Source organism: Pseudarthrobacter sp. SORGH_AS 212, assembly GCF_030818145.1.
GTDB lineage: Bacteria > Actinomycetota > Actinomycetes > Actinomycetales > Micrococcaceae > Arthrobacter.
The window spans coordinates 452339-466336 of sequence record NZ_JAUTAA010000001.1 but is presented as its reverse complement, the minus strand read 5'-3'; the positions used below and the strand labels follow the sequence as shown (position 1 = coordinate 466336).

Sequence of the window (13998 nt, the reverse complement as noted above, 5' to 3'; positions counted from 1 at the left end):
AACCCGCCGAGTCTAACAAGGCCCCCGCCTGTGTTGGACATCACAGTTAATAGAGACTAACCTGAATTTCAGTTATTGGGCACTAACCGAGTCTGTGGTTGAGCGGCCATGCCCACCGAATTTTGCTACCGGATCCGGCCATAGGATCCGCTGAGAGAACAGGAAGCGTCGATGGAGACCCTTGCCAGCAGGGTGGACCCCGCCAGCGGAGCTTTCGCCGCCAACAGGGATGCGCAGCTGCAACTGGTGGAGGACCTCCGGAAGCGGCTGGCGGACGCTGCCCTGGGAGGCCCGCAGAAGTCGCGTGAACGCCACGTGGCCAGGGGCAAACTCCTGCCGCGGGAGCGCATCGACCAGCTGCTGGATGACGGCAGCCCGTTCCTGGAGATCGCCCCGCTGGCAGCCAACGGGATGTACAACGACGACGCACCGGGTGCGGGCGTGATCGCCGGCATCGGACTGGTGCACGGCCGCCAGGTGCTGGTGATCTCCAACGACGCCACCGTCAAGGGCGGCACCTACTATCCCCTGACGGTCAAGAAGCACCTGCGCGCCCAGGAAATCGCCCTGGAAAACCACCTGCCGTGCATCTACCTGGTGGACTCGGGCGGAGCCTTCCTGCCCAAGCAGGACGAGGTCTTTCCGGACAAGGACCACTTCGGACGGATCTTCTACAACCAGGCACGCCTGTCCGCGGCAAAGATCCCGCAGCTCGCCGCCGTGATGGGCTCCTGTACCGCCGGGGGTGCCTACGTCCCGGCCATGAGCGACGAAACGGTGATCGTCCGGAACCAGGGCACCATCTTCCTGGGCGGGCCGCCCCTGGTGAAGGCCGCGATCGGAGAGATCGTCACCGCCGAGGAACTGGGCGGCGGTGACGTGCATTCCAGGATCTCCGGCGTGACGGACCACCTGGCCGACAATGACGAACACGCACTGCAGATCCTTCGCGACATCGTGGCCACCCTGCCGCCCGCCGCCGCGCCCGCCTGGCAGGTGGAACCCGCCGTCGAACCCGTGGTTGATGCCGGGGAGCTCTACGGGGCCGTACCTGTGGACGTCAACGCCCCGTACGATGTCCACGAAGTGATTGCACGGCTGGTGGACGCCAGCAGGTTCCACGAGTTCAAAAAGGACTACGGCACCACCTTGGTCACCGGTTTCGCCAGGATCCACGGGCACCCGGTGGGGATCGTGGCCAACAACGGTGTCCTTTTCAGCGAATCCTCGCTCAAGGGCGCACACTTCATCGAGCTGTGCGACCAGCGGGGGATTCCCCTCGTCTTCCTGCAGAACATTTCCGGCTTCATGGTGGGCCGGGACGCCGAGCAGGGCGGCATCGCCAAGAACGGCGCGAAAATGGTTACGGCGGTAGCCACCGCGCGCGTACCCAAGCTGACGGTGGTGATCGGCGGATCCTTCGGCGCCGGCAACTACTCCATGTGCGGCCGCGCATATTCCCCGCGGTTCCTCTGGATGTGGCCCGCGGCAAGGATTTCGGTGATGGGCGGAAACCAGGCCGCCAGCGTGCTGGCCACCGTCAAACGCGACCAGTACGAGGCCGCCGGGGAAGACTGGCCGGCGGAGGACGAAGAAGAGTTCAAAGCCCCCATCCGCCGGCAGTACGAGGACCAGGGCAGTCCCTACTACTCCACTGCCCGCCTCTGGGACGACGCCGTCATCGATCCCGCTGACACCCGGACCGTCCTGGGCCTCGCCCTGGACGTCGTCTCCCGCACGCCACTGCCGGAGACCTCCTTCGGCCTTTTCAGGATGTGAGCCGGACCATGACCACGCCTTCACTGACCTCCACGGCCACCAGTTCCACCGCAGGCAACCAGGCGTCCGGCCGGCCGCTCTTCGGCACCGTGCTGGTGGCGAACCGGGGAGAGATTGCCTGCCGGGTGATCCGAACCCTGCGTGCCCTGGGAATCCGCTCCGTGGCCGTCTACAGCGATGCCGACGCCGGCGCCCGGCACGTGCGCGAGGCTGACACGGCCGTGCGGATCGGCCCCGCCGCCGCCGCCGAAAGCTACCTCAACATTGGCAACATCATTGCCGCCTGCCGGCAGTCCGGCGCCGAAGCCGTGCACCCGGGCTACGGGTTCCTCAGCGAGAATGCCGACTTCGCCCGCGCGCTGGATGATGCTGGGATCGCGTTCATGGGTCCCGGGGTGGAGGCGCTCAACGTCATGGGCGACAAAATCCGCTCCAAGAACCACGTGGCCGGCTACGGCGTTCCGGTGGTGCCCGGCGTCGCCAAGCCCGGCATGACGGACACGGAACTGATCGAAGCAGCCCCCGCCGTCGGCTTCCCCCTGCTGATCAAGCCGTCCGCCGGCGGTGGCGGCAAGGGCATGCACGTGGTGGAGAAACCCGAAGACCTTCCGGCCGTCCTGGCCACCGCCCGGCGCGTGGCCGCCAGCGCCTTCGGCGACGACACCCTGTTCCTGGAACGCCTGGTCACCAGTCCGCGCCACATCGAAGTGCAGGTGCTGGCGGACACCCACGGCAACGTCATCCACCTGGGCGAGCGAGAATGCTCCCTGCAGCGCAGGCACCAGAAAGTGATCGAAGAGGCACCGTCGCCGCTGCTCGAGGGCCTGCCCCACGGGGCCGACGTGCGGGCACGCATCGGCGAAGCCGCCTGCAACGCCGCGCGCAGCGTCAACTACACCGGCGCAGGGACCGTGGAATTCCTCGTCTCCGATGACGCACCCGACGAGTTCTACTTCATGGAGATGAATACCCGGCTCCAGGTGGAGCACCCCGTCACCGAAATGGTCACCGGAACCGACCTTGTGGAATGGCAGGTACGCATCGCCGCCGGCGCGGAACTCACCGTCCGGCAGGCCGACGTCGAACTTTCCGGCCACGCGGTGGAGGCGCGCGTGTACGCCGAGGTGCCGGAGAAGAACTTCCTGCCGTCAACCGGAACCGTGTACCTGCTCGATGAGATGCCCGGGGACGCCGGCGGCCGGATCAGGGTGGATTCTTCCCTGGTGGAAGGGCTGGAGCTGTCCTCCAGCTACGATCCCATGCTGTCCAAGGTCATCGCCTGGGGAGCGGACCGGGCGGCCGCCCTGGACACCCTGGACCGGGCGCTCGCCGGCTACACGGCCCTGGGTGTTGAAACCAACGTCGAATACCTGCGGCTCCTGATCGGCGATCCCGAGGTCCGGGCCGGCCGGCTCGACACAGGACTGATCGCCCGGAAGCTGCCCGACCTTGCGTTCCGCCATGTGGGGGAGGCCGAGCTCGTGGCCGCTGCGCTCACCTCCCTGGCAGTCACTGCCGGGGCCGCCACTCAGGACGGCAACTCCAACGAAAGCCCGTGGCAGGCACGCAGCGGCTGGCGGCTGGGTGCACCGGCACCGCGCCGGGTGAGCCTGGGAAAGCCCGACGGCGGAGTGGCCACCGTAGGTGTCTACGGGGACCCCGCGTCCGGCCCGGTAGGGGTGACGGTCGACGGCGGCACGCGACACACAGCCGTGCTGCGCTTTTCCGGGCCCGGCCACGCGGAGCTGACGCTCGGCGACGCGGTCAACGACTACTCCGTGGCGGCGGTCCACTTTGGGCCGGCGGCCCCGGCACACATCTACCTCGGCACCGGGGGCTGGTCCTGCCGGCTGGAGGTCCTGACCCGGGAGGCGCGGCTGGAACGGGTCCGCGCAGCCATCCAGCGGGACGACGGCGACGCCGATCCCGCCGTGCGCTCGCCGATGCCAGGCACGGTGGTGTCCGTCCCGGTCAGGGACGGCGACGCCGTCGAGGCCGGCCAGGTCCTTGCGTCAGTCGAAGCCATGAAGATGGAGCACCAGCTGGTGGCGCCGCTGGCCGGGACCGTGCACCTGGCCGCCAAACCCGGAGACCTGGTCAAGGCGGACCAGGTCCTGGCCACCATTCATCCCGCACAGCAGCCACAGGACAACAGTACGAACGGTGAGACCACCAACGGCGAAGGAGCCCATTAACATGCCCGGTTTTGAACTCAGCGAGGAATACCAGGACCTCAGTGACACGGTCCGGGACTTCGCGGACAACGTGGTGGCGCCGGTGTCGGCCAAACACGACGAGGAACACAGCTTTCCCTACGAAGTGGTCAAGCAGATGGCGGAGATGGGACTGTTCGGCCTGCCCTTCCCGGAGGAGTACGGCGGAATGGGCGGAGACTACTTCGCCCTCGCCCTGGCCCTGGAACAGCTGGGCCGGGTGGACCAGTCCGTGGCCATCACCCTGGAAGCAGGCGTCTCCCTCGGCGCCATGCCCATCTACCGGTTCGGGACCGAAGAGCAGAAACAGCAATGGCTGCCCCAGCTGGCCTCGGGACAGGCGCTCGCCGGCTTCGGCCTGACCGAACCCGAGGCAGGTTCGGACGCCGGCGGCACCAAGACGCACGCCCATCGGGAGGCCGTCGGAGACAAGACCGAGTGGGTGATCAACGGCAACAAGGAATTCATCACCAACTCCGGTACGGACCTCACCAGGCTGGTCACCGTCACCGCGGTCACCGGGCAGCATGACCGCGGGGACGGCACTGTCCGGAAGGAAATCTCCACCATCCTGGTGCCCACCGACACGCCCGGCTTCAAGGCTGAAAAGGCATACAACAAGGTGGGCTGGAACGCATCGGACACCCACCCGCTGACGCTGAAGGACGTCCGGGTCCCGGAAGCGAACCTGCTGGGGGAGGAAGGCCGGGGCTACGCCAACTTCCTGTCCATCCTTGATGAAGGCCGCATTGCGATCGCTGCCCTCGCCACCGGAGCAGCCCAAGGCTGCGTTGACCTTTCCGTCCGGTACGCCAGGGAACGCAAGGCGTTCGGCCAGGAAATCGGCAAGTACCAGGCCATCTCGTTCAAGATCGCCCGCATGGAGGCGAGGGCCCACACGGCACGCCTTGCCTACTACGACGCGGCCGCCAGGATGCTCGCCGGCAAGCCGTTCAAGACCCAGGCGGCCATCGCTAAGATGGTCGCAGGCGAGGCGGCCATGGACAACGCGCGGGATGCCACCCAGGTATTCGGCGGCTATGGCTTCATCAACGAGTTCACCGTGGCACGCCACTACCGCGACTCCAAGATCCTTGAAGTGGGGGAGGGCACCACGGAGGTCCAGCTGATGCTGATCGCCCGCGAACTGGGCCTGTAGCGGCCAGCCGCCGCACCCCGGACTGTAGCTGGCCTGAAAGGATCGATGATGATTGACAAGGTTGTTGCAAGCGCCGACGAAGCTGTGGCGGACATTCCGGACGGCTCCTCGCTTGCCGTGGGCGGGTTCGGCCTCTGCGGCATACCGGTCACCCTCATTGATGCCCTGCACAGGGCCGGCACGTCAGGGTTGGAAACCGTCAGCAACAACTGCGGGGTGGACGACTGGGGGCTGGGAATCCTGCTCCGCGACGGCAGGATCCGTCGCACCATCAGCTCCTATGTGGGCGAGAACAAGGAGTTCGCCCGGCAGTACCTCGCCGGCGAACTGGAAGTGGTGCTGACCCCGCAGGGCACCCTGGCCGAGAAGCTCCGGGCCGGCGGCGCCGGCATCCCCGCCTTCTACACCAAGGCGGGGGTCGGCACCCAGGTGTCCGACGGCGGCCTGCCGCAGAAATACGACGCCGACGGCGGCATCGCGGTCGCCTCAGCCCCCAAGGAGGTCCGCCCGTTCGGCGGGGTGGACTACGTGCTGGAGGAAGCTCTCACCCCGGACTTCGGCCTCGTCCACGCCTGGAAAGGCGACCGGCACGGCAACCTGGTGTTCCACGCCACGGCCATGAACTTCAACCCGCTCTGCGCCATGGCCGGAAGGATCACCATCGCCGAGGTGGAGGAACTCGTGGATCCCGGTGAACTGGACCCCGAACACATCCACACCCCCGGTATCTTCGTGCAGCGGGTGGTGCTGGCCCCGGACGCGGAAAAGCGCATCGAAAAGCGGACCGTTGCCATCAGCCGGCAGGCAGGAGCATGAACGTGCAGGAAAACCGGGCACAGAGCACCGGCACGGACCCGAACAGCCCCGACGCGCCGCGGCCCGAAGCCGTCCGCCACGAGTACCGACGCTCGGCTTCCCAACCGCACGCGGGAGCCGCCGGTTCCACGGCACCGGCGGACAGCAAGGGATGGACGCGCAACGAGCTGGCAGCCCGGGTGGCCAAAGAGCTCCATAACGGCCAATACGTGAACCTCGGCATCGGCATGCCCACGCTGATCCCCAACTACATTCCGGACGGCGTGGAAGTGGTGCTCCACTCGGAGAACGGCATCCTGGGCGTCGGACCCTACCCGGCAGAGGACGCCATCGATCCGGACCTGATCAACGCCGGCAAGGAAACCGTCACGGTCAACAAGGGGGCGGCGTTCTTCGATTCGGCGGCGTCCTTCGGCATGATCCGGGGTGGCCATGTGGATGTCGCCGTCCTGGGTGCCATGGAGGTTGCGGCCAACGGTGACCTCGCCAACTGGATGATCCCGGGCAAGATGGTCAAGGGCATGGGTGGCGCGATGGACCTGGTGTTCGGGGCCAAACGGGTCATCGTGATGATGGAACACGTGGACCGGAACGGCAAACCCAAGATCGTCCAGCAGTGTTCGCTGCCGCTGACCGGCAAGGGCTGCGTGGACCGGATCATCACTGACCTGGCCGTCATCGACGTGGTCCGCGACAGCTCCGGTTCCCGCCTGGTCCTGCAGGAGCTGGCGCCGAACGTCTCTGTGGAGGATGTCATCGCCGCCACCGGCGCGGAACTCTTCGAGGAAGACCGGGAACTGACGGTATGACGGCGGAGAATCCCCGGGTTATCGAACAGCGCGGACTGTACTACGACGAACTTGAAGAGGGAGTGGTCTACGCCCACCGGCCCGGCCGGACCGTGACCGAAGCGGACAACGTCCTGTTCACCACCCTCACCATGAACACCCAGGCCCTCCACCTCGACGCCGCTTGGAGTGCCACCCAACCGTTCGGCCAGCGCCTGGTCAACTCAATGTTCACGCTGGCCACCCTGGTGGGCCAGTCCGTCACCCAGCTGACCCAGGGAACCATCATCGCGCAGCTGGGCCTGACCGATGTGTCCTTCCCGCATCCGCTGTACCACGGTGACACGCTCTATACGGAGACCGTCATCAGCGGCAAACGGCCCTCGGGCTCCCGGCCGGGGCAGGGAATCGTCACCATGGAACATACCGGACGGAACCAGGACGGCACAGTGGTGGCCCTGGCCACCCGCAGCTGCCTCATGTGGACCCGTGCCGCGCACGCTGAAGTGCAGCACGGAAAATAAGCCCGGCACGAAAAAATCATCGGAGAATGGCTGTATGACCTTTGCGATGGGCCCCGCCCTCCTCTTCTGCCCCGCCGACCGGCCCGAGCGGTACCGGAAAGCCGCCGCCCGCGCTGACGCCGTCATCCTTGACCTCGAGGACGCCGTGGCGCCGGCGGACAAGCAGCGCGCCCGCGGCGCCATCCTTGCCCAGGTGGGTTCCGCAGGCGAGGAACCCGAGCTCGATCCCAGCCGCACCATCGTCCGGATCAACCCCGCGGGCACCGAAGAGTTCGAAAAAGACCTGCACTGCCTGGCGCACACGCCCTACAGGACGGTGATGCTGGCCAAAGCCGAAGGCGCGGACCAGCTCAAAGCGCTGGCGGGCTACCAGGTGGTGGCCCTGTGCGAAACGGCACTGGGCGTCCTGAACGCTCCCGCCATTGCCGCCGCCCCCAACGTCGTTGCGCTGATGTGGGGTGCCGAGGACCTGCTCGCCACCCTGGGCGGCACCTCCAGCAGGACGGACGACGGCGGCTACCGGGCCGTCGCCCTCCACGCGCGGTCAACGGTCCTGGTGGCTGCCCGTGCCTTCGGGAAGCAGGCGGTTGATGCGGTTTACGTCAACATCCCGGACACTGACGGGCTGGCCGCCGAAGCGGCCGACGCCGTCGCGTCCGGATTCAGCTCCAAGGCCTGCATCCACCCCACGCAGGCCGCCGTGGTGCGGGAGGCCTACGCGCCGTCCGACGCCGATGTCGCCGCTGCCGCAGAGCTGCTGGACGCTGCCGCGGAGGCAGGCTCGGGCGTTTTCCGGCATAACGGGAAAATGATCGACGGGCCCATCCTCAAGCACGCCGAATCGATCCTCCGGCGGGCCGGCCAGAAAGCCTGACGGTCCGCGGCGTCCTGCAAACCGGCGGGCCGGTTGTACTGCTAGCCCTGCCGTCCCTGCCGGCGCCGCAGAGACAGGGGCGGGATCGGCTCGGAGAGGAACGTGCGCATCCACCGGTTCCCGGACGCCCGGAACTCCGCCCGGGTGGCGAACCGGTAGTGGTACCGGCGGACGCGCACCCAGCGCGGCGCCCCGCCGTCGAACGGGTCATGCCGGAGCAGCCGCAGGGTGGTCCGGTCCGCTTCCAGCAGCTTGCCGAGGAAGGCATGGAACCATTCCTCGTGCACGGTCCGCAGCGGCAGGAACCACATCAGCCAGTCCAGCCGCAGGTGGTACGGCGCCCACTGGCGGGGTATCCGGCGCAGGTCCCCGGGCTTGCCCTTGAATCCGTATTCACGCCAGTCGGAGGAGTCGTCCGGGTCGTCGTCAAGGGTTCCTGCCACCACGATCTCAATGCGTTCCCGGGTCACAGTTCCGAAGGCACCGTAGGCGTTGACCAGCTGCCAGCGGTTGAAACTGGCGTTCATCAACTGCCGGCGCGAGAACAGGTTGCGCAGCGGCTGGTAGCTCAGGGCCAGCAGCAGGGCGGTGGCCGCCAACGTGACAGCCAGCCACCACAGGGGCGTTTCACGGCCTGCCTCCCCGTGCCAGTCCAGCGGGATCACCGGCAGGACCGCGTGTGCGACGGGGTCACTGACGGCGGCGAACGCCAGCACAACGGCGATCCAGTTCAGCCAGGCGAAGTTCCCGGACGCCACCAGCCAGAGCTGGGTGGCGATGATGATGGCCGCTGCCGCACTGGCAACGGGCTGGGGCGCGAACAGGAGGAATGGCACCACCAGCTGGGCGAAGTGGTTGCCCACCACTTCCATCCGGTGGAGCGGTTTGGGCAGCAGGTGCGCCTGCCGGCTGAGCGGCCCCGGCATGGGCTGGGTTTCGTGGTGGTAGTAGAGGGCGGTGAGGTCCCGCCACTCGCGGCCGCCGCGGATCTTGATCATCCCGGCACCGAATTCGAGCCGGAACACCAGCCACGCCACCAGGATCATGATGGTGCGCGGCGGATCGGTCTGGTCAGACCCCAGGAAGGCCACCGTGAAGCCGGCCTCCAGCAGCAGCATCTCCCAGCCGAAGCCGTAGAAAGTCTGTCCCACGTTCACGATCGACATGTACAGCAGCCACAGGCCCAGGAAAGCGATCAGCGGCACCCATGGCGGTCCCAGCTGCGGAATGCCCGCTACGAGGAGGGACGAGACCACCAGCCCGGCTGCACAGACACCACGCAGGAGGCCGTCCGAATAGCGCCAACGGAACAGCGTGGGCCGGCTCAGCCGGCTGAAGCCGGAAAGGTAGTCGGGCACCGGAAGCAGTCCGCGCTCACCCAGCAGCGCCGGGAACTGGTTGAGCGAGGACAGGAAAGCCACGAAGAACAGCGCGGCCACTCCCCGCTGCAGCACCTGCCGGGCGAACTCGTAGTCCGCGGCATCGAACCAGGAAAGCCAGTCCACGAAATCCACGTTACGCCCGGCCGCGTCGGGGTCAAGGCATGCAGGCCGCGGCGTACCGGACCGCATTGGTGCGGGATACTTAACCCATGCAGCCACGCAGAATCGCCATCCTCGGATCCACCGGTTCCATCGGCACCCAGGCGATTGACGTCGTCGACGGCGCCCCGCATCTTTTCGAGGTCGTGGCACTGAGCGCCGGGGGCGGCAACCCCGCGCTCCTGGCCCGGCAGGCCGTCCACACCGGTGCGGCGGCCGTCGGCATCGCCGCCGGGGACGCCCGCGAGCTTGCCGTGCTGATCGACGAAGCAGCCGCCGCAGCGGGCCGTTCCGGCTACCGCCCGGAGATCATCGCCGGACCGGATGCCTCCACGCGCATCGCGGAGCTGGACACCGATGTGGTGCTTAACGGCATCACCGGGTCCATTGGCCTTGCACCCACCCTTGCCGCGCTGAAATCCGGCGCCACGCTGGCGCTGGCAAACAAGGAATCGCTGATCGTCGGCGGTTCGCTGGTGAAGGCTGCTGCGCGCGACGGGCAGATCGTTCCCGTGGACTCCGAGCACTCCGCCATCGCCCAATGCCTGCGCTCGGGCAGTGCAGCTGAAGTGGACAAGCTGGTCCTCACCGCCTCCGGCGGGCCCTTCCGCGGCCGGAGCCGGGAAGAACTGCACGGGGTCACGCCGCAGGAAGCCCTCGCCCACCCCACCTGGGACATGGGGCTGATGGTCACCACCAACTCCGCCACCCTGGTCAACAAGGGGCTGGAAGTCATCGAAGCCCACCTCCTGTTCGACATCCCGCTGGACCGGATCGACGTGGTGGTCCATCCCCAGTCCGTGGTGCACTCGATGGTGCAGTTCGTGGACGGCTCCACCATCGCGCAGGCCTCCCCGCCGGACATGCGGCTGCCCATCGCCCTGGGGTTGGGGTGGCCGGACCGGGTGCCCAACGCGGCCGCGCCGTGTGACTGGACCAAGGCAGCCACCTGGACGTTCGAGCCGCTCGACGCAGCAGCCTTTCCCGCCGTGGACCTTGCCAAGGACGCGGCGAAGCAGGGGAGCACCTTCCCCGCGGTCTTCAACGCCGCCAACGAGGAAGCGGTCACCGCCTTCCACGCCGGGCGGATCCGCTTCACGGACATCGTGGACACCGTGGATGCGGTCCTCAGCGAACACACAGGTTCCTCCCGGCTGACGGTGGAATCGGTGCTGGATGCTGAGGGCTGGGCACGTGCCCGCGCACACGAACGTTTAGCAGTCAGCAGTCTCTAGGGAAGCAGCAGCACCTCCATGACCCCCGTTCTTCTTTTCATCCTCGGCGTCGTCTTCGTAGCCATCGGCATCGCCGCGTCCATCGCGCTGCACGAAGTGGGACACCTGGTACCCGCCAAGCTCTTCAAGGTGCGCGTCACCAAGTACATGATCGGTTTCGGCCCCACCCTGTGGTCGCGGCGGAAGGGCGAAACCGAATACGGCGTGAAGGCCATCCCGCTGGGCGGCTACGTGTCCATGATCGGCATGTACCCGCCCAACAAGGAGGACGGCTCCGTCCGGCCCTCCAGCACCGGGATGTTCCAGACGCTGGCCACCGAGGCCAGGTCCATGGCGCACGAGGAAGTGGGGCCCGGGGACGAAAAACGCGTCTTCTACCGCCTTCCGGTATGGAAGAAAGTCATTGTCATGCTGGGCGGGCCCGCCATGAACATGATCCTCGGCGTCCTCCTCATGGCAATCCTCCTCATGGGCTTCGGCACGACCACGGCAACCACCACCATTTCGGATGTCTCAAAATGCCAGGTTGCCGCCGGCGAAACCGTGGACCCGGATTCGGCCGACTGCCAGCTGACCCCGGCAGCCGCGGCCGGCCTGCAGCCCAACGACACTGTCACGTCCTTCGACGGAAAAGAAGTCACCAGCTGGGACCAGCTGACCGAATGGATCCGGGCATCCGCGGGCCGGGAAGTGGCCATCACGGTTGAGCGCGGCGGCTCTTCGGTGTCCACCACTGTCACCCCCGTCCTCTCCGCCCGCCCCATCATCGGCGTCGACGGCCGGCAGGAAACCGATGCGTCGGGCACCCTGCGCTACCAGGACGTTGGCTTCCTCGGCATTGGTTCGCAGACCGAACTGGTGCCGCAGCCGGCGTCGTCCGTCCTGCCGATGGCGGGGGAGAACATCAGGCAGGTGGCAGGAGTGATCTTCAACCTTCCGGCCCGTGTGGTGGGCGTGGCGAAGGCCGCCTTCAGCGAGGAACCGCGCGATCCCAACGGACCCATCAGCGTGGTGGGCGTGGGGCGGGTGGCCGGCGAGGTGGCCGCCATGGAAGAGATTCCGCTGCAGTCCCGGGTGGCCACCCTGGTGGGGCTGCTGGCCGGACTGAACTTCGCCCTTGCCGTCTTCAACCTGGTTCCGTTGCTGCCGCTCGACGGCGGCCATGTGGCCGGCGCACTGTACGAGGGTGCACGGCGCCAGGTAGCAAAACTCTTCGGTAAGCCGGACCCCGGTGCCTTCGACATCGCCAAGCTGCTCCCGGTCACGTATGTGGTGGCCGCCCTGCTGATGGGCATGAGTGCGCTGCTGATCTACGCCGACATCGTCAAACCCGTGAACCTCTTCGGATGATGGGCCGGCCCGTCGATGGGAACCTGTAGCTTCAAATGGCTGACTATAGATAATCAGCCCAATACGGCTGAGATTAAATAATCAGCCATTTATGATTGATTTTTGGGTATCACCCGCATACGGTTGAGGTATGTACGTACTCACCATCGACCAGCGTGGCAGCACCTCCGACGTTGACCGCGTCCCCGATCTGATCGCGGAACTGCGCAGCCTCACCGGCGCCCATTTCGAACGCTCCGTCGGCGACGAACTCCAGGGAACCGTCGGCGACGCCCTGGACGTGGTGGACATTGCCTTGCACGCTCTGCGGAGCGGGCACTGGTACGTCGGTATTGGCATCGGTGACGTCCGCCTCGAACCTGGCGGGAGCCCGCGCGAAGGGACCGGAAGCGGCTTCGTGGCTGCCCGCACGGCAGTGGAAGCCGCCAAGGGTGCGGCCGGCCATGTTCCGTTGTCGGTGGTGGCGGGCACCATGGACAGTGTCAAAGGCGCACCCCGGAATTCCCGGGAAGAGCCCGCCGGCACAAACAACGGAGCCACTGCTGGAACGAACGCCGAAATGAACACTTCAGTGGATACCGCAGCACATGCAGCCACGAACGCCGCAGCGAATGCCCAGGCCGTCCTGCGCCTGATAGGACGCCTGGTGCAACAGCGGACGGAGGCGCAGTGGCGCGTGGTTGACCGGCTGCGGGCAGCGGGCGGAGGGGGCAGGCATGGCAGCCAGAAGCCTGTGGCCCGGGAACTGGGAATTACGGAGCAGTCGGTGAGCCGCGCCGTCCTTCGTTCCGGCTGGCAGGAAGAATGGGCTGCCAGGCCGGCAGCAGCAATGCTCCTGGATTACGCCCTTGCCCATACCAAAGGAGACCGGTGACCGCATTGTGGATCGCTGCTGCACTGCTGGCGGCAGGTTTTGGCGGCTGGCCCGTCACCGCCCTCGTCTTCCGGCTGGCCCGGACAATTGACGACAAGGCGGACGCGGCAGCCAAGGGACGTGACACTGAAGACGATCCCTCGGCCGACGTCACGGTGGACGTCCCGGGCCGGGCCCCGGACGACGACGCCGGCCAGGCTGTCAACGGTGAGCTGACGGCGGCGACTGGCCAGCCGGCGTCGGGCGTTCCCGCCGAACCCGTCCAGCGGATCCTCCGCGGCGGTGCCATCATCGGGGTCCTGGAGCGACTCGGCGTCTGCCTGGCCATCCTGGCCGGCCAGCCGGTTGCCATCGCGTACATCGTCGCCGTCAAGGGGCTGGGCCGGTTCGCCGAACTCAAGGAAACCCCGGTGGCCGCGGAGCGGTTCATCATCGGCACGCTGGCGTCCATGCTGTGGGCCGCGGGGATAGCGGCAGCCGTGAAGGTGATTTTCCTGGCCTAGGCCGGGGGAGCGATAGGGTAGCGCTATGACAGTTTTTGCCGTTGAGTACGTTTACGCCGCTGATTCCACCGAAGCCCGCAACGAGGCACGCCCCGCCCACCGCGAATGGACCGGCGGCTTGGCCGAGGACGGCGTGATCCTTGCCAGCGGACCCTATGGAGACGGCGCCGGCGCGCTGCTGATCTTCAAAGCGGACAACGAAGCATCCCTGAACTCGGTCCTCAAGCAGGATCCGTTCGCCGCCGCCGGCGTCATAGCCGGCATCCGCGTCACCGAATGGTCACCCGTGACCGGCATGCTCGCCGGCCTCGCAGCCTAAGCCATTTACCCTTCACCTCTAGG

At 67.0% G+C, this 13998-nt stretch carries 13 protein-coding genes; 12 read left to right on the top strand and 1 reads right to left on the bottom strand.

Annotated elements, in window-relative coordinates; genetic code table 11:
- Positions 1-171 precede the first annotated feature (171 nt).
- From QE394_RS02090 to QE394_RS02060, 7 genes are read left to right on the top strand one after another with little or no spacing between them, the layout of a single operon-like run.
- Positions 172-1779: a carboxyl transferase domain-containing protein gene (locus QE394_RS02090; protein ID WP_056083449.1), complete on the top strand. Its 1608-nt coding sequence runs from the start codon at positions 172-174 to the stop codon at positions 1777-1779.
- Positions 1780-1787: 8 nt separating this feature from the next.
- A complete protein-coding gene (locus tag QE394_RS02085) occupies positions 1788-3974 on the top strand; it encodes a biotin carboxylase N-terminal domain-containing protein (protein WP_349033616.1) in 2187 nt (728 codons plus the stop codon).
- A gap of 1 nt (position 3975) precedes the next feature.
- Positions 3976-5151 (top strand): acyl-CoA dehydrogenase family protein, encoded by a 1176-nt coding sequence (locus tag QE394_RS02080; RefSeq protein ID WP_056083441.1) that lies wholly within the window; start codon positions 3976-3978, stop codon positions 5149-5151.
- A gap of 48 nt (positions 5152-5199) precedes the next feature.
- Positions 5200-5967, top strand: a complete 768-nt coding sequence (locus QE394_RS02075) for a CoA transferase subunit A (RefSeq protein ID WP_349035360.1) — start codon at positions 5200-5202, stop codon at positions 5965-5967.
- Positions 5964-6776, top strand: coding sequence for a CoA transferase subunit B (locus tag QE394_RS02070; RefSeq protein WP_056083436.1), 813 nt, complete (start codon positions 5964-5966; stop codon positions 6774-6776). Before QE394_RS02075 ends, QE394_RS02070 begins: the two co-directional genes overlap by 4 nt.
- Positions 6773-7279 (top strand): MaoC family dehydratase, encoded by a 507-nt coding sequence (locus QE394_RS02065; protein ID WP_349033615.1) that lies wholly within the window; start codon positions 6773-6775, stop codon positions 7277-7279. The genes QE394_RS02070 and QE394_RS02065 overlap by 4 nt, the downstream gene beginning before the upstream one ends.
- 34 nt (positions 7280-7313) lie before the next feature.
- A complete protein-coding gene (locus tag QE394_RS02060; RefSeq protein ID WP_056083430.1) occupies positions 7314-8153 on the top strand; it encodes a CoA ester lyase in 840 nt (279 codons plus the stop codon).
- Between the two features lie 41 nt (positions 8154-8194).
- On the opposite strand, the gene QE394_RS02055 is transcribed toward QE394_RS02060, so the two are convergent.
- Positions 8195-9658, bottom strand: a complete 1464-nt coding sequence (locus tag QE394_RS02055) for a lipase maturation factor family protein (protein ID WP_056083679.1) — start codon at positions 9656-9658, stop codon at positions 8195-8197.
- Positions 9659-9744: 86 nt separating this feature from the next.
- Between QE394_RS02055 and dxr the strand changes: the two genes are divergently transcribed.
- The 5 genes from dxr to QE394_RS02030 all read left to right on the top strand — a co-directional run bounded on the left by dxr (position 9745) and on the right by QE394_RS02030 (position 13975).
- Positions 9745-10929 carry a 1-deoxy-D-xylulose-5-phosphate reductoisomerase gene (gene dxr, locus QE394_RS02050; RefSeq protein WP_056083427.1) on the top strand — a complete coding sequence of 395 codons (1185 nt, stop codon included), beginning with the start codon at positions 9745-9747 and terminating at the stop codon, positions 10927-10929.
- 18 nt (positions 10930-10947) lie between these two features.
- Positions 10948-12279, top strand: coding sequence for a site-2 protease family protein (locus QE394_RS02045; RefSeq protein ID WP_349033614.1), 1332 nt, complete (start codon positions 10948-10950; stop codon positions 12277-12279).
- 130 nt (positions 12280-12409) lie between these two features.
- Entirely contained in the window at positions 12410-13153 is a 744-nt protein-coding gene (locus QE394_RS02040) for a MarR family transcriptional regulator (protein WP_349033613.1), read from the top strand.
- Positions 13150-13656, top strand: coding sequence for a hypothetical protein (locus tag QE394_RS02035; RefSeq protein WP_349033612.1), 507 nt, complete (start codon positions 13150-13152; stop codon positions 13654-13656). Before QE394_RS02040 ends, QE394_RS02035 begins: the two co-directional genes overlap by 4 nt.
- 25 nt (positions 13657-13681) lie before the next feature.
- Complete coding sequence (locus tag QE394_RS02030) at positions 13682-13975, top strand: YciI family protein (RefSeq protein WP_015936628.1); 294 nt, start codon at positions 13682-13684, stop codon at positions 13973-13975.
- Positions 13976-13998: the final 23 nt, after the last annotated feature.